Consider the following 20,546-nt stretch of genomic DNA (forward strand, 5'->3'; position numbering starts at 1 on the left):
TTTCCGCCCGAGCGTCCGCTTCTCTGCCCCGTGCCACCCATCGGCGGCGTGGGCAGCGCCACGTCCGCACGTGGCGGGCGCGCCCGTCGACCATCTCCGGTGCCAGAATGGCCGACACCGATGGGAATTCCGGTAGCCGGGGGGACGACAGGTGCGCTGGCGCAGCTTCGTGGCGGTGGGCGACAGCTTCACCGAGGGCATGGACGACGCGTATCCGGACGGCACGTACCGGGGCTGGGCGGACCTGGTCGCCACCCGGCTCGCCGCCGAGGCCGGCCCGGACTTCGGGTACGCCAACCTGGCGATCCGGGGCCGCCTGTTTCCGAACATCGTCGCCGAGCAGGTGCCGGCCGCCCTGGCCATGCAGCCCGACCTGATCAGCTTCGCGGCCGGCGGCAACGACGTGCTGCGCCGGACCTTCGACGCCGAGTCCTTCGTCCCCCGCTTCGACGCGGTGATCGGCGAGTTGCGCGGCAGCGGCGCCGACGTGATCCTCTTCCGGTTCGCCGACGTGATGGCCCGGCTCCCCGGGCAGCGGCTCGTGGCCCCCCGGGTGACCCTGCTCAACCGGGTGGTCGGTGAGGTCGCCGAGCGGCACGGCGCCATCCTGGTCGACCTGTACGCCGACGACACCTACCTGAACCCGATGCTGTGGAGCACCGACCGGCTGCACCTGTCGGCGGCCGGGCACCGGCGGGTCGCCGGGCAGGTGCTCACCGCCCTCGGAGTGGGCTGCGACGAGGAATGGCTGATGGTGCCGCCGCACCCCGCGCCGACGCCGTGGCTGGCCGCCCGCGCCGCCGACCTGCGCTGGGCCGGCCAGCACCTGGCGCCCTGGATCAAGCGTCGGCTGACCGGCCGCTCCTCCGGCGACCTGGTCACCGCCAAGCGGCCGGTGCTCGGGCCGATCACCGACTGACCGGTGCGGACGATCCACGCCGCCCCGCTGCTGCGGCTGACCCCGGACGACGAGCCCCGCCCGGATCACGCCGTGCTGGTCTCCGGCGACCGGGTCGAGGCCGTCGCGCCGCTGGACGAGCTGACGGCGGCGTACCCGGAGGTGCGGGTGCGGCGGTGGGCCGGCACCCTCGGGCCGGCGCTGGTGCACGACGGGCCGCTGCCGCCCGCCCCCACCCCGCGCGAACGGGTGCACGCCCTGTTCCGGCGCGGCGCCGCCGCGGTGCTCGCCACCGCGGTGGCCGACCCGGCGTTGCGGGCCGCCGCCGCCCGCAACGACGTCGCGGTGCTGGGCGCCGCCCGGCCTTCGGCGCTGATGGTGGGTGGGCGGGCCGACTTGGCCGTGTTCGGCGCCGACGGCGCCTGTCTGGCCACGGTGGTGGCCGGCCGGCTGGTGCACCGCCGCGCCTGACCACCAGTTCCGCCGCTGTCGGTGCGACCCGCCACATCCGCTGCACCCTATTTCCGTTGACCGGCCCTGGTCCCGGGATCGGGCGTACCTTGGGGCTCATGCCTGTGCCGAGCGATCCGAATCCCCGCTTCCAGTCGTACGCCGACCCGCAGCGCCTGGTCACCACGGAGTGGCTGGCCGAGCATCTGGGCGACGAGGGACTCGTGGTGGTCGAGTCCGACGAGGACGTGCTCCTCTACGACACCGGCCACCTCCCGGGCGCCGTCAAGGTCGACTGGCACACCGAGCTGAACGACCAGGTGACCCGGGACTACCTGGACGCGAAGAGCTTCGCCGAACTGTGTGCTGCCAAGGGCATCGGCCGGAACGACACGGTGATCTTCTACGGCGACAACTTCAACTGGTGGGCCGCGTACGCCCTCTGGGTCTTCTCCCTCTTCGGCCACCCGGACGTCCGGCTGCTCGACGGCGGCCGGCAGAAGTGGATCGCCGAGGGACGCGAGCTGACCCGGGAGAAGGTCACCCGCCCACGCGCCGACTACCCGGTGCCGGAGCGGAACGACGCGCCGATCCGGGCGTACCGGGAGCAGGTGATGGCGCACATTGCCGCCGGCCGGCCGCTGGTCGACGTCCGCTCCCCGGGCGAGTACACCGGCGAGATGCTGCACATGCCGGACTACCCGCAGGAGGGCGCGCTGCGCGGTGGGCACATCCCCGGCGCGGTGAACAAGCCGTGGAAGTCCGCCGCGAACGACGACGGCACCTTCAAGTCCGCGGAGGAGCTGCGCACCATCTACGCCGACCAGCTCGGGCTGAGCCCGTCCGACGACGTGGTGGCGTACTGCCGGATCGGTGAGCGGTCCAGCCACACCTGGTTCGTGCTGCGCCATCTGCTCGGCTACCCGCAGGTCCGCAACTACGACGGGTCCTGGACCGAGTGGGGCAACCTGGTCCGCGCGCCTGTCGTGAAGGGCGACGAGCCCGGCGGTCTCACCGGCTGACCGCTCGGCCCGCCCGGAGGCTGACGCTTCCGGGCGGCAATCCGGCGTTGCCCCGTCGCGTCCGCGCCCGGCGGGGCAGGCTGCTGAGAAGCAGCCGTCGGAACGTCGAGGAGGGGGCGTGGTGCGCCTGGACAAGCGGTTCGTCGGGCTGCTCGTGCTGGCCGCGCTGCCGCCGGTCGTGGAGGCCACCGTCCTCAACGTGGTGGGGTTCCGTGCCGCCGAGGGGATGGCTCCACAGATCACCGCCGTGTGGCCGTACGACACGTACCACGACCTGCGGTGGCTGTTCGTCTACCACGACTCGTGGCCGGGCTTCGCCCTCGGCATGGTCGCTCTGGTCCTGTTCCGGGCGTCGCTCACCGCCGGGCTGGTCGCGCTGTCCTGGCCACGGCAGGTGCCCTGGCCGGGCCTGGGTTGGCTGGTCCGGCGGAACCTCGTGCTCACCGTGGTGATCGCCGCGGTGGTCTCGCCCTGGGCGGCCCTGTCGATGGCTGCTTCGGTGGTTGCTCTCTCCTGGCTGTTGTTCGCCTCGCTGGTGCCGCTGTTCCTGCTCGCGCCGTTCCTGCAACGCGCGGCCGTGCGCGGCGCCTGGTGGCGCGGGCTGCCCTCGATCGAGTTGGTCGGCTGGTCCCTGCTCAACTTCGTGGTGCTCACCGTGGGCGGCGGGGTGGTCTGGGTGATACCGCTCGGGTGGGACGTACCGGTGGCGGCGGTCGCCGGGTTGATCAACGGCCTGCTCTGGCAGCGCACCGTGGCGGCCGCCCTGCTGCCGCGCCGCGCGGTGAAGTGGGCGCGGGTGCCGGTGGCGCCGCTGGCCGTGTTGCTCGTCTTCGTCGTGCCGCTGGTGGTGCAGCCGGTGTTGCAGCTCCTGCCCGGGACGTCCCCGAAGGGGCGCGCCATGGTGCTCGACCGGCCCCTGCCGGCCGGCGTCCGGCACGCGGTGATCTTCCTCGACGGCCACGGGAGCACGTCCGGCGGGCAGCCGGCCGTCGACCCGAACGTGCAGCAGTTCTCCTATCGGGGCCTGGACCCGCGGGGCCAGCCGCTGCCGTACTCGGCCCGGGACACCTACCGGTCGATCGAGTCCAGCGTGGGGCTGCTGGCCACGCAGGTGGACCTGCTGCACCGGCGTACCGGACGGCCGGTGGCGCTGGTGGGGCATAGCGAGGGGGCCCTGGTGGCCCGGACCTACCTGGCCGTCCGGCCGCACCCGGTGGTGGACATGCTGGCCATGTTCAGCCCGCTGATCAACGCCGGCCGCTCCTACTACCCGCCCGCTGGGGCGTCCCGCGGCTGGGGCGTGGCCGCCGGGTGGGAGCTGCGTGTCCTCTTCGGCGTCCTCGACTCGTTCGCCCACACCGGCAGCGGGCCGGAGGAGCCTTTCATCCGGTCGGTGCTGGACAACGCCCCCTTCTACCGCAACGGCCTGATGTGCCCGGTACCCGGTGTACGCATTGTGGCGTTCCTGCCGACCACCACGGCGATCGAGGCGCCACCCGGCGAGTACACCCGCGTCCCGGTCTTCCAGCTGCCGGCCCTGCACGGTGGCCTGCTCAGCCTTCCGGTCGTCCAGGCGCGACTGATCAACTTCCTCGAAGGTGAGCCGGTCAGCCAGCCGCAGCCCGGCTACAGCGAGCTCCAGAACGCCGCCGCCGCCTGGCACGCTCCGCCGCTGCCGCTCTCACTCAACCCGATCTGGCGGGCCAAGCACGTGCCCGACCCGGCCTTCAGCGGGAAGATCTGCCAGTCGAGTTGACCTGGTCGCTCGGCGTCTGCCGCCGGCACCGGCGGACCAGCACGAGGGCCGCCACCGCCAACCCGATCACCATCAGCGCCCAGACCGGCCGGAACGGAAGCAGGACCACGTGCATGGCGACGCCGAGCACCGCCACCAGCGCGGCGAACCAGACCGACCAGCGGCGGCCGGAGAAGAGCAGCACCCCGCCCAGCACCATGAGCACCCCGGTCACCAGGTGCGCCCACAGCCAGCCGGTCAGGTCGAGGTGGTAGAGCCCCTCCTTGGTGATCACCACGTACGGGTCGTCGTCCAGGTCGGTGATGCCGGAGACGGCGTCGGCGAGGCCGCCCCCAGCGAGCAGCACGGCGGCCAGCATCCGCTGGCGATTCCGCATACGCGCCTCGTCGTGCTGGGTCACCCGTCCTCCTGCCGTCGTCCGCTCCAGCCTAGGGACGGGGCACCGGCTCCGTCCGGCGCTCGGTGCGGGTTGCACCCTCCCGCAACGTCCGCCAGGCGCCGGCGGTGACCAGGGCGAAGACGCCCGCCGCCGCCCAGCCGACCGGGGCCACCCCGTAGGCCTGGCCGGCGAACCCGGCGAGCGCCGCGCCGACCGGCGCGCTGACCAGACCGACCGTCCGCTGCGCCGCGCCGACCCGGCCGAGCAGCCCGGCCGGCACCTGCCGCTGCCCGTACGCCGACCAGAGGCTGTTCCAGACGGTCGTGCCGGCGGCGAAGCAGGCCAGGGCCAGTCCACCGGGCACCGGGTGCCGGGCGACCGCGAACCCGGCCAGGGCCAGGGTCTGCGCCAGCAGCACCCCGCGCAGCGCGGGCAGGGTGCCGAACCGGGCCGCCAGCCGGCCGGCGCCGAGCGCCCCGACCAGGCCGCCGACCACCGCCCCCGCCGCGAACAGCCCGTACGCCGCCGGGGGCACGCGCAGCACCGTCAGCGCGTACAGCACGAGCACCGCCATCACTCCGCTGATCGCGAGGTTCGACCCCGCGGTCGCCAGGGTCACCCGCCACAGCACCCGGTCCCGGCGTAGCCAGCGCACCCCCGCCCACGCCTCCCGCCACACGCCCGCCCGGCCCGGAGTCGGGCGCTGCCCTTGTTCGGGTGCCGGGGTGGGGCGGAGGGCGAGGACGAGGAGAGCGGCCGCGGCGAAGCTCAGGGCGTCGAGGGTGAACGGGAGGGCCGCCGAGATCGCGAAGAGGACGCCGGCCAGCGGGGCGCCGAGGAAGCCGCCGGCGAGCGCCGTGCCGGCCTGGAGGCGGCCGTTGGCGGCGGGCAGCGCGGCCGGCGGGACCACCGACGGGAGCACCGCGAAGGAGGCCGCGTCGAAGACCGTGCCCAGGGCGGCGAGCAGGAAGGCGGCGACCGCCAGCGCGGTCACCCCGGCCCGGCCGGTGGCGACCAGCCCGGCCAGGGCGGCCACCACGGCGGCTCGCAGCCCGTCCACCACCGCCATCGTCCGGCGGCGGTCCCAGCGGTCGGCGTACGCGCCGCCGAGCAGGCCGAGGAGCAGCGGCGGGAGTTGTCCGGCGACGGTCACCGCGGCGACCGCCCGGGGATCGCGGGTGAGCGTGGCGGCCAGCAGGGCCAGGGCCGGCGTACGCAGGGCGTCGCCGAACCGGGAGGAGACGGCGGCGGACCAGAGCAGCCGGTAGTCGCGGCCGAGGACGGGAGCGGTCATGCCGCCGGAGCCTGTGGCCTCAACCGGGTCGAGGGTCAAGCAGACGTGAGGCAACCGGCGGGTAACCGAGCCTCCACCTCGCCGCGCCGGAGGTCTAGGCTGGCCCGGTGGCGGTGGAACAGCAGGCAAGGAGCACGACGAACGGCGCGACGGGTGCGGGCCGGCGCCGGTCGCGGCGGGACGAGATCCTCGAGATCGCGGTGGGCCTCTTCGCCTCCCGCGGCTACCACGGCGTGTCGATGGACGACATCGGCGCCGCCGCGGGGGTCACCGGTCCGGCCCTCTACCACCACTTCGCCGGCAAGGAGGCGATGCTCGTCGCCGCGCTGATCCCGGTCAGCGAGGGGCTGTTGGCCGGTGGTCGGGAGCGGGCTGCCAACCACCCGGACGACCCGCGCGGGACGCTGGAGTCGCTGATCGACTTCCACGTCGACTTCGCGCTGGCCAACCCGGCGGTGATCGCCCTGCACCTGCACGAGCTGGATCGCCTGCCGGACGAGCCGCGCCGGCGGATCCGCCGGCTCCAGCGGCTCTACGTCGAGGAGTGGGTGACGGTGCTCACCGCGCTGCACCCGGGGCTGCCGGACGGTGAGGCGCGGGTGCTCGCCCACGCCGCCTTCGGTCTGATGAACTCCACCCCGTTCCTCGCGGGCGAGGTGGACCGCCGGCGCCGCGCCGAGCTGCTGAGCGCCGCCACCCTCGCCGCCCTCCTCGCCCCCACCGATCCCGCCTGACACGCCGCGTTGGGCTTAACGCGTGTTAAGAAGGGGCCCCGGCTATGCACGAGGCGTTGAGAAGGGGCCCTTCCTTGCAGAACATGATTGAGTCGCTGCTGGTCGCCAATAGGGGCGAGATCGCCCGCCGGATCATCCGTACCGCCAAGCGGCTCGGGATCCGCGCGATCGCGGTGCACTCGGAGGCGGACGCCGGCCTGCCGTTCGTGACCGAGGCGGACGAGGCGGTGAATGTCGGCCCGGCCAACCCGGCGCAGAGCTACCGGAACGTCGAGGCGATCCTCGCCGCCGCCAAGTCGACCGGCGCGCAGGCGATCCACCCCGGCTACGGCTTCCTGTCCGAGAACGCGGACTTCGCGCGTATCGTCGAGGCCAGCGGCCTGATCTGGGTCGGACCCGGCGCGGACGCGATCACCGCGATGGGCGACAAGATCAACGCCCGGAACCTGATGGCGGCGGCCGGGGTGCCGGTCGCGCCCGGCACCACCGACCCGGCGGCCGACCTGGCCGCGGCGGTCGCCGCCGCCGCGGAGATCGGTTACCCGGTGATGGTCAAGGCCGCAGCCGGTGGCGGCGGCATGGGCATGGGCGTGGCCACCGACGAGGCCGCGCTCCGCACGGAGTACGACAAGGTCCGCTCGTTCGCCGAGCGGATGTTCGGCGACGGCTCGGTGCTGATCGAGCGCTATTTCCCCCGGGTACGCCACGTCGAGGTGCAGATCCTCGGCCTGGCCGACGGCCGGGTGGTGGCCCTCGGCGAGCGGGAGTGCTCGGTGCAGCGGCGCAACCAGAAGCTGGTGGAGGAGTCCCCGTCCCCGGCGGTGTCGCCGGAGCTGCGCGAGCGCTTCCTGGCCGCCGCCGTACGGGCCGGCGAGGCGGTCAACTACCGCAACGCGGGCACCGTGGAGTGCCTGCTCGACCCCGCCACCGGGGAGTTCTTCTTCCTGGAGATGAACACCCGCTTGCAGGTCGAGCACCCGGTGACCGAGTACGTCTACGGCGTCGACCTGGTCGAGGAGCAGTTGCGGGTGGCCGCCGGCCTGGCCCCGACCTTCGACCCGGACGCGCTTGCGCCGCGCGGGCACGCCATCGAGTTGCGGATCAACGCGGAGGACCCGAAGCGCTTCCTGCCCGGTCCGGGCGCGATCACCACCTGGAACGAGCCGGCCGGCGAGGGCGTCCGGGTCGACTCCGGCTACGTCGCCGGCAACACCGTCACCCCGTTCTACGACAGCCTGATGGCCAAGCTGATCGTGAGCGGCAAGGACCGCACCGAGGCCGTGGAGCGGGCCAGGGCCGCCGTGGCCCAGTTCGAGATCGCCGGCCCCAAGAACAACCTCCCCTTCTTTGCCGAGCTGCTGGAGAACGAGGAGTTCCTCTCCGGCGCCTACGACACCGGCATCGTCTCCCGCATGCGCTGACCCCCCCCGCCGAGCCCCGTTGATCATGAAGTTAGCGGCGACAAAACGGACAATTTTTGCGGCTAACTTCATGATCGACAAAGCGCAGGGCGGTGGGCGCGGCCGGGTGACATGCTGAAGGGACCCATCACGTAAGACCGTCACAGTGAGGTGACCCCTTATGGCGGAACTGCCGGACTTCGTCTCCATTCGGGAGGTCGGACCCCGGGACGGACTCCAGAACGAGGAGCCCATCCCCACCGACGCCAAGGTGCGGCTGCTCGACGCCCTGTCGCGCACCGGGGTGCGGCAGATCGAGGCCGTCTCCTTCGTGCATCCCAAGGCGATCCCGCAGATGGCCGACGCGGACGAGGTGTGGCAGCGGGCCGCGAAGGTCGAGGGGGTGCGCTACTCCGCCCTGGTGCCGAACACCCGGGGCGCCCAACGGGCCCTGGCCGCCGGGTTCACCGAGATCGAGGTGGTGGTTTCGGCCAGCGACACGCACAACCGGCGCAACGTCAACCGCTCCACCGAGGAGTCCCTCGACGACATCGCGGAGCTGATCGACCTGCTGCACGGCGCGGGCGCCCGGGCCGAGGTGATCATCGCGACCAGCTTCGGCTGCCCGTACGAGGGGGACGTCGACCCCCAGCGCGTCGCCGGCATCGTAGACCGCGTCGTCCGGGACGGTGCCGACCGGGTGGCCTTCGGCGACACCACCGGCATGGGTACGCCCCGCCGGGTCCGCGAGCTGATCACCGCGGTACGCGACCGTAACGCCCACATCCCCGTGCTGCTGCACTTCCACAACACCCGGGGCACGGCGCTGGCGAACATGCTGACCGCCATGGAACTGGGTGTCACCGAGTTCGACGCCAGCGTGGGCGGCCTGGGCGGCTGCCCGTACGCCCCGGGGGCCAGCGGCAACCTGGCCACCGAGGAGGCCGTGCACATGCTGCACGACATGGGCATCGACACCGGGATCGACCTGGCCGCGCTGATCGAGGCAGCCGAGTTGGCCGAGGAACTGGTCGGCAAGAAGCTCCCCTCCGGCGTCCTCCGCGCCGGCCCCCGTACCCGCCTCACCCCCCTCCCCGCCTGAGCACCGCACCCGCGCCCGCGCGCCGAGCCGCAGGACCGCGGTGATCAAGAGGTTTGCGTCCGCTTCCAGGCGGCCGGATCGGGACGCAAACCTCTTGATCAACCAGCCATACCGGCGAGGGGAACGGGCGCGGGTCAGCGGGCGAGGGCACCTGACTCGGTCGGGAGGCCGGCGGTCACCCAGTCCTCGATGCCCTCGGCGTACTTCCGGACGGCGGTGTAGCCGAGAGCGGTGAGCCGGTCGGCGACGCGACCGCTGTTCGGGCAGGCGGGGTTGGAGCAGTACGTGACGATCGGGGCGTCCCGATCCGGCAGCAACTCGCCGGCCCGCTCGGCCACCTCGGCCTCGACCAGCGGGATCGCGCCGGGCAGGTGCTGCCGGGCGTAGTACTCCCCGCCGAGCGCGTCGACGACGGTCACGCTGCCGGCATCGATCGCGGCGCGCAGTTCGTCCCGGGTGATGAGGGCGGTCATGGCATCCTCCTGAGTAAATGGACTACAGTCCGGTTATGCCTCAGGACATTAGCGGACCACAGTCCGCTTCTGCCACCCCTCCGCGGGAACTGCTGGAGTTGCGTACCTCACCGCCGCGGGAGCGGGCCGACGCGGCGCGCAACCGGGCGGCGGTGCTGGACGCGGCAGCGGCGCTGTTCCGGGAGCGCGGCGTGGAGGCGGTCTCGATGGACGCGGTGGCCGCCGCCGCTGGAGTCGGCAAGGGGACGCTGTTCCGCCGGTTCGGCGACAAGGCGGGTCTCGCCGTGGCGCTCCTTGACCAGCAGGAACGCGTACTCCAGGAGGCGATCCTCTTCGGCCCGGCCCCGCTCGGGCCCGGCCCGGCCGGCGCGGAGGCATCCCCACGCGACCGGCTTCGGGCGTTCCTCGCCGCCTACCTCGACTACCTGCTCGCCCACCTCGACCTGGTCCGGATGTCGGAGACCGCCTCGCCGGGCGCCCGCTACCGGATCGGCGCCTACCGGTTTTGGCACCGGCACGTGGCCCTGCTGCTGGCCCGACGCGAGGATCCGGTGGCCGACGCGCACACCCTGCTCGCCCCCCTCGCCGCGGAGCACGCACGCGCAGTCCGCGCCGAGGTCGGCGACGAGCGGCTGCGGGCGGCCGTGCTGGCCCTCGCCGACGCCTTCACCGGCTGACCCTCTTCGGCGCCCGCGCCGCCGGCTCCTGGCCCCGGTTCTCGGGATGACGACGGGCTTCCGTCCAGGCTGGCAGTGGCCGGGGTGAGCGCCGTGGGCTGGGTCGCCTGAGCCGGCGCGGATGCGCTACCCTAACGATCGTTCAGGTCGGTCGACGCGCCCAACGAGGCGCGGGTGGCGAGGGAGTCGGCGTGACGCTCGACGGTGAGGCCCTGGAGCAGCTGCGCAAGCGCGCCAAGGCCGGCGGTGCGGACAAGTACCACGCGGCGAACGCCGCCAAGGGCAAGCTCTTCGCTCGGGAGCGGGTCGCGCTCCTGGTGGACGAGGGCTCGTTCGTCGAGGACGGCCTCTACGCCAATGCGCTGACCGAGGGGCTGCCCGCCGACGGCGTGGTCACCGGCACCGCCGCCATCGACGGCCGCCCGGTCTGCCTGATGGCGAACGACTCCACGGTCAAGGCCGGCAGCTGGGGCGCCCGCACCGTCGAGAAGATCATCCGGATCATCGAGCGGGCGTACACGACCGGCGTGCCGATGGTCTACCTGGTCGACTCGGCCGGGGCCCGGATCACCGACCAGGTCGAGCTCTTCCCAGGGCGGCGCGGTGCCGGAAAGATCTTCTGGAACCAGGTCCGCGCCTCCGGCTCCATCCCGCAGGTCTGCGCCCTCTTCGGGCCGAGCGCGGCCGGCGGGGCGTACATCCCGGCGTTCTGTGACGTGGTGGCCATGGTGGACGGCAACGCCAGCATGTACCTCGGCTCCGACCGGATGGTCGAGATGGTCACCGGCGAGAAGACCACGCTGGAGGCGATGGGCGGGGCCAAGGTGCACTGCGCGGAGTCCGGTGTCGGGCACTTCCTCTGCAAGACCGAGGCCGAGGCGCTCGACGTGGTCCGCCGCTACCTGTCGTACCTGCCGGCGAACTGGACCCAGACCCCGCCGGCCGCCGAGGCGGCGCCCGCCCCGGAGAAGGCCGACCTGGCCGCGCTGGTCCCGGCCAGCGAGCGGCAGGCGTTCGACATGCGCCGGTACGTCAAGGGCCTGCTCGACGAGGGCAGCTTCTTCGAGATCCAGGCGCTCTGGGCCAAGGAGCTGACCATCGGCTTCGGCCGGCTGGGCGGCGAGGTTGTCGGCGTGGTCGGCAACAACTCGATGTTCAAGGGCGGCGTGCTCTTCGTCGACTCGGCCGACAAGGCGACCCGGTTCGTACAGCTCTGCGACGCGTTCAACGTGCCGCTGCTGTTCCTCTCCGACGTGCCCGGGTTCATGGTGGGCAGCGCGGTGGAGAAGCAGGGCATCATCCGGCACGGCGCCAAGATGATCACCGCGATCTCCGAGGCGACCGTACCCAAGATCTGCGTCGTGGTCCGCAAGGCGTACGGTGCCGGGCTCTACGCGATGGCCGGCCCCGGCTTCGAGCCGGACGCGACGATCGCGCTGCCCACCGCCAAGATCGCGGTGATGGGTGCGGAGGCGGCGGTCAACGCGGTCTACGCCAACAAGATCGCCGCGATCGAGGACGAGGCCGAGCGGGCCGCTTTCGTCACCGCGAAGCGCGAGGAGTACGAGCGGGACATCGACATCGTCCGGCTCGCCAGCGAGCTGGTGGTGGACGCCATCGTCGAGCCGCACGAGCTGCGCGCGGAGCTGGTCCGCCGGTTCGCCGCCGCGCGCGGCAAGGACCGGCACTTCTCGAAGCGCCGGCACGGCGTCACCCCGGTCTGACCCGGCCGCGACCCGGACCGAGTCAGCGATCCCGTCCCGGCGTCACGAGCGCCCGGCGGCCCATCCACACAGGAGGAGCAGATGGACTTCCGGCTCAGCGAGGAACAAGAGGCGCTGCGGGAGAGCGTGCGGGACTTCGCCCGCGAGGTGGTGGCACCCGCCATCGCCGAGCACTACGAGCGGCACACCTTCCCGTACGAGATCGTCCGCCAGATGGGCAAGATGGGCCTGTTCGGGCTGCCGTTCCCGGAGGAGCACGGCGGCATGGGTGGCGACTACTTCGCACTCTGCCTGGCCCTGGAGGAGCTGGCCCGGGTCGACTCCAGCGTGGCGATCACCCTGGAGGCGGCGGTCTCCCTCGGCGCGATGCCGATCTACCGATTTGGTAGTCCGGAGCAGCAGGCGCGGTGGCTGCCGAAGCTGCTCAGCGGCGAGGCGCTGGCCGGCTTCGGGCTGACCGAGCCGGGCTTCGGCTCGGACGCCGGCGGCACCCAGACCCGCGCCGTGCTGGACGGCGACGAGTGGGTGATCAACGGCTCGAAGGCGTTCATCACCAACTCGGGCACCGACATCACCGCGTTGGTCACCGTCACCGCGGTCACCGGGACGAATCCGGACGGCTCGAAGGAACTGTCCACCATCATCGTTCCGTCCGGTACGCCCGGCTTCACCGTCGCCCCCGGCTACTCCAAGGTTGGCTGGACCGCCTCGGACACCCACGAGCTGACCTTCGACGACTGCCGGGTCCCGGCGGCCAACCTGCTCGGCCAGCGCGGCCGGGGCTTCGCCCAGTTCCTGCGCATCCTCGACGAGGGGCGGATCGCCATCGCCGCCCTGTCCGTCGGCCTCGCCCAAGGTTGCGTCGACGAGTCGATCAAGTACGCGAAGGAGCGCCACGCCTTCGGCCAGCCGATCGGCAACTACCAGGCGATCCAGTTCAAGATCGCGGACATGGAAGTGAAGGCGCACACCGCCCGGCTCGCGTACTACGACGCGGCGGCCCGGATGCTCGCCGGCGAGCCGTTCAAGCGCCAGGCCGCGATCGCCAAGCTGCACGCCAGCACCATCGCGGTGGACAACGCCCGCGAGGCCACCCAGATCCACGGCGGCTACGGCTTCATGAACGAGTACCCGGTGGCCCGCTTCTGGCGGGACTCCAAGATCCTGGAGATCGGCGAGGGCACCAGCGAGGTGCAGCGCATGGTCATCGCCCGCGACCTGGGCATCTGAGGAGAGGAAGGGCACCCTGTCGACGCCTCGCGCATGGCAGGGGCCCGTGTCAACAGCATCGTTGGCCTCACCCGGCTGTCGGGTATCGGCATCCGACGGTCGGTTGGGCGACGATCGGGTGTGGCGGGTCGTACCCCGTCCGTACTCTTCGTCCCCATGACCCCGGATCATGATCGCTCGCCGGGCACGGGTGGTCGTACCGGCCTGTCCGATCTGCTGCGCGGGCACCGGCTCGCCGCCGGCCTCACCCAGGCCGAGCTGGCCGCGCGGGCCGGCGTCGGGGTGCGGACGGTCCGCGATCTGGAGCGGGGTCGGTCTGTCCGGCCCCAGCGCACCACGATCGACCTGCTCGCCGACGCCCTCGGCCTGACCGGCGCCCTCCGGCAGGCGTTCTCCGCCGCGGCCCGACCGGCCCCGGCCGCCGCGCCGCACCGCACAGCCGACGGGCCGTACCCGGCCGGGCAGCACCGTACAGCCGACGGGCCGTACCCGGCCGCGCGGCACCTCCCGCTCACCGGCTCCGCCACCACCGGATCCGGTACGCCGGTCGCGCTGCCGCAGCCGGTACCGCTGATCGGCCGGGACCGGGACGTCGCCGAGGTGGCCGCCCTGCTCGCCGCCGACCATCCGGTGGTGAGCCTGGTCGGCCTGGCCGGCGTCGGCAAGACCGCGCTCGCCCTCACCGTCGGGCACGCGGCGGCCGCCGACCACCCGGGCGGGGTGGCCGGCGTGCTGGTCGGCGAGGGCTCCGACGCGACCGACGTGCTGGCCGCCTCGGTCGCGGTCCTCGGCGTGAACCGGCTGGCCGACCTCCCCGGGCGGCTCGCCGGCCGGCCGGCGCTGCTGCTGCTGGACGCGGTCGAACGGGCCCCCGGTGCGGTGACCGAGGCGCTGCGGACGCTGCTCGCCGCGGCGCCCGGGCTGCGGGTGCTGGTGACCGGCCGGCGTCCGGTCGGCCTCGCCGGCGAGCTGGTCCGGCCGGTCGCACCGCTGGACGTGCCGCCGGCCGGGGTGGTGCCGGCGGACCCGGCGGACCCGGCGGCGCTGGCCCGCTGGCCGGCGGCCGCGCTGTTCACCGCCCGGCTCGCCCAGGTGCGCCGCGAACCGCCCACCCCGGCCGAGTTGCCGGCGCTCGCCGCGCTGGTCCGGCGGCTAGGCGGTCTCCCGTTGGCCATCGAGCTGATGGCCGCGCGCGGCCGGATCCTCGACGTCACCGAGCTGCTCGACCGCTACGGCGACCGCGTCCTCGACCTCGCCACCGGCGACCGCCCCGGCTGGGAGCCCGCCGATCCTGCCGCGGGCACGGTGACCCTGCGCGAGGCGGTGGCGACCAGCTACCACCTGCTCGCGCCGGCCGACCGGGCGGCGCTGCGCTGGCTCTCCGCCTTCGGCAACCGGTGGTCCGTGGAGCTGGCCGAGGACCTGCTGGCCGACGGTGGTGCGCGGGCGGACGCCGTCCCGTTGCTGGACCGGCTGCTCGAACTCGGCCTGCTCAGCGTCCGGGGCACCGGCCGGTTCCGGTTCCGCCTGCTGGACGCGGTACGCGACTTCGCCGCCGAGCAGGCCGCAGCCGCAGGCGAGCTGGCCCGGATCCGGCGCCGGCACGCGCTCGTCGTCACCGGACTGGTGGTCCGCACCGCGCCGAACCTGCTCGGCGGGGAGCCCTCCGCCGCCCTGCACCTGCTGGACGAGGCGACCACCGACATCAACGTCGCCCTGGCGTACGCGGCCGACGACGATCCGGAGACCGCGCTGCGGCTGGCGGCGGCCCTGCCCCGGTGGTGGCGGCTGCGCGGGCGGGACGTCTCCGGACGGCGGTGGCTGCGCCGGTTGCTGGACGATCCGCGTACCGCCGACGCCGACCCGCTGCTGCGGGCCTGGGCACTGATCGGCGCGTCCGGGCTGGCCGCCGAGCACGGCGCCGCCGCGGAGGAGGTGCCGGGCGCGCGGGCCGCGTTGGCCGCCTTCCGCGCGGCCGGGGAGGTGACCGGGGAACTGTGGAGCCGGCTGGTGCTCGGCACGCTGCTGCCCGCCACGGGCGCGCACGACGAGGCCCGGGAACAGGCCGAGGCGGTGCTGGAGTTGGCCACTCGGCACGGCCGGGCACGCGAGATGGCGGTCGCCCAGACATACCTGAGCTGGCACGACGTACGGGTGGGTGAGCTGGCCGGGGCGCGCCGCCGGCTGGCCAGCGTGGACCGGCTGGCGGCGCAGTCCGGTGAGCAGCAGCTCCGGCTGCTGGCCCGGGCCCACCTCGCCGAGGTGGCCCGCTTGGAGGGCCGGTACGCCGATGCCGTGGCGCAGGGGCGCGGGGTGGCGCGGGCGCTGGCCGAGGTGGGCGACCCGGGGCAGCGTCGCCGGGTGCTCGGCACGGTCGGGCTGGCGCTCGCCCAGGCCGGGCGGGTCGACGAGGCGCTGGCGGTGCTCGCCGAACTCCGGCCCGCGCTTCCGGTGCCGGCGCAGCGCCGGCCGGCCGATGCCGGGAGCGGGGACCGGACCGGGGTCGGGGCGGACCACGGCCGGCCGGAGGACGCGGTCTGCGCGCTGATCGAGGGTCAGGTCGCGCTGCACCGGGGCGACCGCGAGCTGGCGGCGGAGTGGTTCGCCGCGGCGGCGGAGGCGGCCGTCGCCGGCCGGGACCGGCGCGACCTGATCGAGGCGCTGGTGGGGTTGGCGGCGAGCACGGCCGACCTGGCTGTGCTGGACCGGCTCGACCGGGCCCGCCGCGACAACGGGATCAGCCTGCTGCCGCCGGAGGAGGACCTGCTGTACGCGTTGGTGGCCCGCCGGGACGTCCGCACCCGTCGGCGCTGACCGTCGACCACGGGAGTGGTTCGGCCGCAGGCGCTGGCCCGCGGGTCCCGGGGGAGCGGGGGTGGCGCGAGCGAAGTAGCCCCCTGGTACTGCCCCTCGCTCATCGCTCGCGCCGGCACCCCCCGGTGCGCCCCCGCTGCTGGGAAGCCTATCCACGGCGTGTGGGGTGTTTAGTGGTTTTTGAGGGGATTTGTCCCGGCGCTTAGCTGGTTCTGCCGGTCTTTCTGCCGGTCGACCGGTCGGTAGAAGTCGGCCCGCTCAGCAGCCGGCCGCGGCCGGTGCGGGGTCGCTGCTCCCGGCGGTCGCCCCCGGGTGGACCGCGTCGCGGACCCGGCGCAGCCCGTCCAGGAGGGCGTCCAGGGCGGCCGGTTCGAGCTGCCCGGTGAACCACTGCTCGATGATCTGCAGGTGACCCGGCAGGGTCTCGTCCAGCCGGGTCAGGCCGGCCGCGGTGACCACCGCGTACGAGCTGCGCCGGTCGGAGGGGCAGGCCCGGCGGCGGATCAGGCCGTCACGTTCCATCCGGTCGACCACCCGGGTCACCCCGCTGGTGGACAGGGAGGTCTGGGCCGCGAGGTCGGTCATCCGGAGCTGGTTGCCGGGCGAGCGGGCGAGTCGGGTGAGCACCTCGAACTCCACCGGAGAGAGGCCGTGCTCCTCGAACTGGGCGGCGAACCGGGCCGACAGCCCGGCGTGCGCCTCGACGAGGAGGCCGACGGCGGTGATCCGGGGATCGTCGAACACGTTCTGGTTCACGCCACCATCCTAGCAGTACTTGACACACGGAATATTGCCGTGCCTATAGTTGCTTAGTCAGTCGTTGGACTACTCAACAATCTCCCTGGAGGACAGCACCATGACCAGCAGCACTGAGGCGGTTACCCGCGACTGGGAGGGTCTCACCATCCCGGCTGCCGGCACCTACCTGCTGGACGCCGCTCACAAGCGGGTCGGCTTCGTCGCCCGCCACATGATGGTGAGCAAGGTTCGCGGTGAGTTCGGCGACGCGACCGCCACGATCACCGTCGCGGAGGACCCGACGCAGTCCTCGGTGACCGCCACCATCCAGACGGCCAGCATCCACACCGCCATGGCCGACCGCGACGCGCACCTGCGTAGTGCGGACTTCCTCGACGCCGAGAAGTTCCCGACCCTGGAGTTCCGCAGCACCGGTGTGAAGTCCCGGAGCGGCAGCAACTTCATCCTGTCCGGCGAGCTGACCATCAAGGACGTCACCCGCCCGGTGGACCTGGAGGTCGAGTTCGAGGGCGTCGGCCGCAGCCCGTTCGGCCAGGACATCTTCGGCTTCTCCGCCAGCACCGAGATCGACCGCGAGGACTTCGGGCTCACCTGGAACGTCGCCCTGGAGACCGGCGGCGTGCTGGTCGGCAAGAAGATCAAGATCGAGATCGAGGGCGAGGCCATCCGCCAGGCCTGATCTCCCCGTACGACCCCTGCGGGCCCGTGCCGTCACCCGACGGCACGGGCCCGTTCGCACGTACGCCGATGAGGTGCGAATTGTCACGTCCGATTCACCGCTCGCCGGCGGTGCGGTGGGTGCGGCCTGGGTAGGAGTCCAGACCTGCGTCCGGCCCCTGGCTTCGCCGGCCGGGGGGCACCTAACGTGAATGGTTCACAACGCGTTTCGGGACGGAACGTTCCGTTGCGCCTCGCGCCGGGAGGACAGATGGGCAGAGACGTCGAGCAGGGCGCCTTCTCCCGGGAAGACCGGGTCCGCTACCGGCAGAAGGTCCGGCGGTGCCTGGACGTCTTCGCGTTGATGCTGGACGACTTCGGCTTCGACGCCGACCGCCCGATGACCGGCCTGGAGATCGAGCTGAACCTGGTCGACTCCGCCGCCGAGCCGGCCATGCGCAACGAGAAGATCCTCGCCGACATCGCCGACCCGCTCTTCCAGACCGAGCTGGGCCAGTTCAACCTCGAGCTGAACACCCCGCCCCGGCTCATCGAGGGCAACGGCTTCGGAAACTACGAGCGGGACCTGCGTAACAGCCTGGCCCGCGCCGACGAGCGGGCCGCCCGGTCGGACGCCAAGATCGTGCTGGTCGGCATCCTGCCCACGCTCACCGAGCGGCACCTGATCGCGGACAACCTCTCCACCGACGAGCGCTACCGGGCGCTGAACGACCAGATCGTCGGTGCCCGGGGCGAGGACTTCGAGTTGGACATCCGCGGCGTCGAGCGGTTGCAGACGCACAACGACTCGATCGCCCCGGAGGCCGCCTGCACGAGTCTCCAGTTCCACCTCCAGGTCGCGCCGGACAGCTTCGCCGACTACTGGAACGCGTCCCAGGCCATCGCCGGTCCGCAGGTGGCGGTGGGTGCGAACTCGCCCTTCCTCTACGGCCGGCAGCTCTGGGCGGAGACCCGGATCGCTCTGTTCCAGCAGGCCACCGACACTCGACCCGACGAGCTCAAGGCGCAAGGTGTACGGCCCCGGGTGTGGTTCGGGGAACGCTGGATCACCTCGATCTTCGACCTGTTCGAGGAGAACGTCCGCTACTTCCCGCCGCTGCTGCCGATCTGCGAGGACGAGGATCCGGTCGAGGTCCTGCACGCCGGCGGGGTGCCCCACCTGGGCGAGCTGCGGCTGCACAACGGCACGGTCTACCGGTGGAACCGGCCGGTCTACGACATCATGAACGGCCGCCCCCACCTGCGGGTGGAGAACCGGGTGCTGCCGGCCGGGCCGACCGTGGTGGACATGCTCGCGAACGCGGCCTTCTACTTCGGGCTCGCCCGCAGCCTCGCCGAGGCCGACCGTCCCATCTGGAGCCAGCTCACTTTCAGCGCCGCCGAGGAGAACTTCCACGCCGCCGCGCGGCGGGGCATGGAGACCGTCCTGCACTGGCCCCGGCTCGGCGAGGTGCCGGTGACCACGCTCGTGCTCGACGTCCTGCTGCCCAGGGCCGCGGCGGGGTTGGACCGGTTCGGTGTCGCCCCCGCCGAGCGGGACCGCCTCCTCGGTGTCATCGAGCAGCGCTGCCGTACCGGGCGCAACGGCGCGACCTGGCAGACGGAGACCGTGTGGGCGGCCGAGCGGCACCGGGGCCTGGACCGGGAGGCCGCGCTGCACCACATGCTCCAGCGTTACGCCGAACTGCAGCGCAGCAACGAGCCCGTGCACACCTGGCCGGTCGACTGACCACCGCGGCGGGACTGGTCGTGCGTGGCGGACGTCCACCGGCCGGCCAGCGGATTGCCGTGACCGTCAGCGGCTGCGGCGGCGGGACCTGGCCCCGACGGCCGGCGGGCCGCCCTCCGCGCTGCCGCTCGTGGTTTCGTCCATTCCGGAGGCGTCCACCAGGGAGCGTCCGGTCTCCGTCCGGGTGGCCGCGCCCACCTTGGACCCGCTGGTCCCGGCCGACACCGGCGACCGCTGCGGCGGGACCGCCCGGCCACGGCGGGCCGTGCCGGGCGCCGGAGTCGAGGTGCCCTCCTCGGCTGGCCTGGCCGGCTCCGGGTCCACCGCCCGGCCCGGTGTCGTCACGGGGGCCGTCTCCCCGTCCGCGGGCGTCGGTTCGGTGGGATCCACCGGGTCGGCGGGGCCGGCCTCGAGGGCGGGCGGGGCGAGGTCGTCCGGCGCGCCGGTGCGTTGCCGGGGCAGGGCCGCCCCGGTGCGCCCGGCGGCCCGGCGGTCGGCCCGCTGGGCCAGCGCGGCCACCAGAGCCGAGCCCCCGACTCCCGCGATCACGGCGTACGGGGCGATCAGGTGGGCGGACACCTGCTCGGCGGCGATCGCCGCCAACCTCGGCACGGCCAGCAGGTACGCCAGCGCGACCAGGAGCGGCCCGGCCGCCCCGGAGGCCGCCGCACCGACCCGCCGCTCCGCCACCCCGGCGGTACGCCGCGCCGCCAGCGCGCCGATGACCAGGGCGGAGCCCAGCGAGAGCAAGGCACCGGGCCAGTAGAAGTAGTCCCGGATCCAGAACCGCTCGCTGTCGGCGCTGATCTGCCAGATGCCGAGCTGGGCGGTGGTCAGACCACGGCCGGAGAGCACTCCGTCCACCACCGACACCACGGCGAGCAGCCAGAGCCAGCCCGTGGTGGCGACGAGGTTGGCGGCGGCTGCCCGGGTGTGCAGCGCCCAGGTCGCGAGCAACAGGCCGAGCAACAGCCCGACGAGGGCGTACCCGGCGGCGACGGCCTGGGGCGACGAGGTGTCCGGCAGCCGGGCGGCCCGGGCCGGCACGGCGACCAGCAGCACGGTGATCAGCGCGCCGACCGCGGCGGCGAGGGCCACGCCGAGCCTCCGTACCGTGCCGTCCGGCTCGTTGTCGGCGGTGCCGCGCAGCCGGTGGGCGCAGACCGCCCCGGCGATCACCGAGGTGGCCGAGATCCAGGTGGCCCAGGCGAGGCTCGCCACCCAGGCCGCCTCGGCCCGGCCGGTCGCCGCCGGCGCCCAGTTGATGATGCCCAGCCCGTAGCCGAAGCCCAGCTGCGCCGCCCCGGTGCCGGCGGCGACGCCGAGCGCGGTGGCGGTCGATCCTCCCCAGCCCCGTCTGGCCATGTCGGGGAGCGTAGCGTCCCAGGGTCGGCGCGGCGAGTCTTGACGGAGCTCGATCTGCGGCG

Annotated in this window: 18 protein-coding genes; 13 read left to right on the plus strand and 5 right to left on the minus strand. The window is 73.4% G+C overall.

Annotated features, from left to right (window positions below):
* Positions 1–151 precede the first annotated feature (151 nt).
* From FXF52_RS03600 to FXF52_RS03615, 4 genes are all read left to right on the plus strand, one after another.
* Entirely contained in the window at positions 152–919 is a 768-nt protein-coding gene (locus tag FXF52_RS03600) for an SGNH/GDSL hydrolase family protein (protein ID WP_148793799.1), read from the plus strand.
* A 3-nt stretch (positions 920–922) separates the two neighbouring features.
* Entirely contained in the window at positions 923–1,369 is a 447-nt protein-coding gene (locus tag FXF52_RS03605) for a hypothetical protein (RefSeq protein WP_148793800.1), read from the plus strand.
* A gap of 98 nt (positions 1,370–1,467) precedes the next feature.
* Complete coding sequence (locus FXF52_RS03610) at positions 1,468–2,370, plus strand: sulfurtransferase (protein ID WP_148793801.1); 903 nt, start codon at positions 1,468–1,470, stop codon at positions 2,368–2,370.
* 118 nt (positions 2,371–2,488) lie between these two features.
* Complete coding sequence (locus FXF52_RS03615; protein ID WP_148793802.1) at positions 2,489–4,126, plus strand: serine aminopeptidase domain-containing protein; 1,638 nt, start codon at positions 2,489–2,491, stop codon at positions 4,124–4,126.
* Here FXF52_RS03615 and FXF52_RS03620 read toward each other — a convergent pair.
* On the minus strand, positions 4,098–4,526 hold the full coding sequence (locus FXF52_RS03620) for a hypothetical protein (protein WP_148793803.1): 429 nt from the start codon (positions 4,524–4,526) through the stop codon (positions 4,098–4,100). The two genes, FXF52_RS03615 and FXF52_RS03620, sit on opposite strands and share 29 nt — an antisense overlap.
* Before the next feature lie 28 nt (positions 4,527–4,554).
* Positions 4,555–5,799, minus strand: a complete 1,245-nt coding sequence (locus tag FXF52_RS03625; RefSeq protein WP_148793804.1) for an MFS transporter — start codon at positions 5,797–5,799, stop codon at positions 4,555–4,557.
* A 107-nt stretch (positions 5,800–5,906) separates the two neighbouring features.
* Between FXF52_RS03625 and FXF52_RS03630 the strand changes: the two genes are divergently transcribed.
* The 3 genes from FXF52_RS03630 to FXF52_RS03640 all read left to right on the plus strand — a co-directional run bounded on the left by FXF52_RS03630 (position 5,907) and on the right by FXF52_RS03640 (position 9,035).
* On the plus strand, positions 5,907–6,533 hold the full coding sequence (locus FXF52_RS03630; protein ID WP_148793805.1) for a TetR/AcrR family transcriptional regulator: 627 nt from the start codon (positions 5,907–5,909) through the stop codon (positions 6,531–6,533).
* An 83-nt stretch (positions 6,534–6,616) separates the two neighbouring features.
* A complete protein-coding gene (locus FXF52_RS03635) occupies positions 6,617–7,954 on the plus strand; it encodes an acetyl/propionyl/methylcrotonyl-CoA carboxylase subunit alpha (RefSeq protein WP_148794054.1) in 1,338 nt (445 codons plus the stop codon).
* 160 nt (positions 7,955–8,114) lie between these two features.
* A complete protein-coding gene (locus FXF52_RS03640) occupies positions 8,115–9,035 on the plus strand; it encodes a hydroxymethylglutaryl-CoA lyase (RefSeq protein ID WP_148793806.1) in 921 nt (306 codons plus the stop codon).
* Positions 9,036–9,169: 134 nt separating this feature from the next.
* Here FXF52_RS03640 and FXF52_RS03645 read toward each other — a convergent pair whose 3' ends face one another.
* The gene (locus FXF52_RS03645; protein ID WP_148793807.1) at positions 9,170–9,508 is read right to left on the minus strand and encodes a rhodanese-like domain-containing protein; all 339 of its coding nucleotides are present in this window, start codon (positions 9,506–9,508) and stop codon (positions 9,170–9,172) included.
* A gap of 35 nt (positions 9,509–9,543) precedes the next feature.
* On the opposite strand from FXF52_RS03645, the gene FXF52_RS03650 reads away from it, so the two are divergent.
* The 4 genes from FXF52_RS03650 to FXF52_RS03665 all read left to right on the plus strand — a co-directional run bounded on the left by FXF52_RS03650 (position 9,544) and on the right by FXF52_RS03665 (position 15,953).
* Entirely contained in the window at positions 9,544–10,185 is a 642-nt protein-coding gene (locus FXF52_RS03650; RefSeq protein ID WP_187413309.1) for a TetR/AcrR family transcriptional regulator, read from the plus strand.
* A 191-nt stretch (positions 10,186–10,376) separates the two neighbouring features.
* Positions 10,377–11,909 carry an acyl-CoA carboxylase subunit beta gene (locus FXF52_RS03655; protein ID WP_148793808.1) on the plus strand — a complete coding sequence of 511 codons (1,533 nt, stop codon included), beginning with the start codon at positions 10,377–10,379 and terminating at the stop codon, positions 11,907–11,909.
* An 81-nt stretch (positions 11,910–11,990) separates the two neighbouring features.
* Entirely contained in the window at positions 11,991–13,139 is a 1,149-nt protein-coding gene (locus FXF52_RS03660; protein WP_148793809.1) for an acyl-CoA dehydrogenase family protein, read from the plus strand.
* Between the two features lie 156 nt (positions 13,140–13,295).
* Positions 13,296–15,953 carry a helix-turn-helix domain-containing protein gene (locus tag FXF52_RS03665; RefSeq protein ID WP_148793810.1) on the plus strand — a complete coding sequence of 886 codons (2,658 nt, stop codon included), beginning with the start codon at positions 13,296–13,298 and terminating at the stop codon, positions 15,951–15,953.
* A gap of 258 nt (positions 15,954–16,211) precedes the next feature.
* Here the strand turns inward: FXF52_RS03665 and FXF52_RS03670 are convergent, their stop codons facing one another.
* A complete protein-coding gene (locus FXF52_RS03670; protein WP_148793811.1) occupies positions 16,212–16,709 on the minus strand; it encodes a MarR family winged helix-turn-helix transcriptional regulator in 498 nt (165 codons plus the stop codon).
* Between the two features lie 100 nt (positions 16,710–16,809).
* Between FXF52_RS03670 and FXF52_RS03675 the strand changes: the two genes are divergently transcribed.
* Together FXF52_RS03675 and FXF52_RS03680 are read left to right on the plus strand one after the other, a co-directional pair.
* Positions 16,810–17,391: a YceI family protein gene (locus FXF52_RS03675; protein ID WP_148793812.1), complete on the plus strand. Its 582-nt coding sequence runs from the start codon at positions 16,810–16,812 to the stop codon at positions 17,389–17,391.
* 249 nt (positions 17,392–17,640) lie between these two features.
* Positions 17,641–19,119, plus strand: a complete 1,479-nt coding sequence (locus FXF52_RS03680; RefSeq protein ID WP_148793813.1) for a glutamate--cysteine ligase — start codon at positions 17,641–17,643, stop codon at positions 19,117–19,119.
* Between the two features lie 66 nt (positions 19,120–19,185).
* Here FXF52_RS03680 and FXF52_RS03685 read toward each other — a convergent pair whose 3' ends face one another.
* Entirely contained in the window at positions 19,186–20,484 is a 1,299-nt protein-coding gene (locus FXF52_RS03685; RefSeq protein ID WP_148793814.1) for a hypothetical protein, read from the minus strand.
* Positions 20,485–20,546 lie beyond the last annotated feature (62 nt).

Origin of the sequence: Micromonospora sp. MP36 (assembly GCF_008119785.1) — a bacterium.
In the GTDB taxonomy this organism is placed as follows: domain Bacteria; phylum Actinomycetota; class Actinomycetes; order Mycobacteriales; family Micromonosporaceae; genus Micromonospora.

Excerpts from the sequence above, each read along its gene's own strand:
- FXF52_RS03645 (WP_148793807.1), bottom strand. The coding sequence starts at position 9,508 with ATGACCGCCCTCATCACCCGGGACGAACTGCGCGCCGCGATCGATGCC.
- FXF52_RS03635 (WP_148794054.1), top strand. The coding sequence starts at position 6,617 with ATGATTGAGTCGCTGCTGGTCGCCAATAGGGGCGAGATCGCCCGCCGG.
- FXF52_RS03625 (WP_148793804.1), bottom strand. The coding sequence starts at position 5,799 with ATGACCGCTCCCGTCCTCGGCCGCGACTACCGGCTGCTCTGGTCCGCC.
- FXF52_RS03610 (WP_148793801.1), top strand. The coding sequence starts at position 1,468 with ATGCCTGTGCCGAGCGATCCGAATCCCCGCTTCCAGTCGTACGCCGAC.
- FXF52_RS03685 (WP_148793814.1), bottom strand. The coding sequence starts at position 20,484 with ATGGCCAGACGGGGCTGGGGAGGATCGACCGCCACCGCGCTCGGCGTC.
- FXF52_RS03660 (WP_148793809.1), top strand. The coding sequence starts at position 11,991 with ATGGACTTCCGGCTCAGCGAGGAACAAGAGGCGCTGCGGGAGAGCGTG.
- FXF52_RS03675 (WP_148793812.1), top strand. The coding sequence starts at position 16,810 with ATGACCAGCAGCACTGAGGCGGTTACCCGCGACTGGGAGGGTCTCACC.
- FXF52_RS03650 (WP_187413309.1), top strand. The coding sequence starts at position 9,544 with ATGCCTCAGGACATTAGCGGACCACAGTCCGCTTCTGCCACCCCTCCG.
- FXF52_RS03665 (WP_148793810.1), top strand. The coding sequence starts at position 13,296 with ATGACCCCGGATCATGATCGCTCGCCGGGCACGGGTGGTCGTACCGGC.
- FXF52_RS03680 (WP_148793813.1), top strand. The coding sequence starts at position 17,641 with ATGGGCAGAGACGTCGAGCAGGGCGCCTTCTCCCGGGAAGACCGGGTC.
- FXF52_RS03640 (WP_148793806.1), top strand. The coding sequence starts at position 8,115 with ATGGCGGAACTGCCGGACTTCGTCTCCATTCGGGAGGTCGGACCCCGG.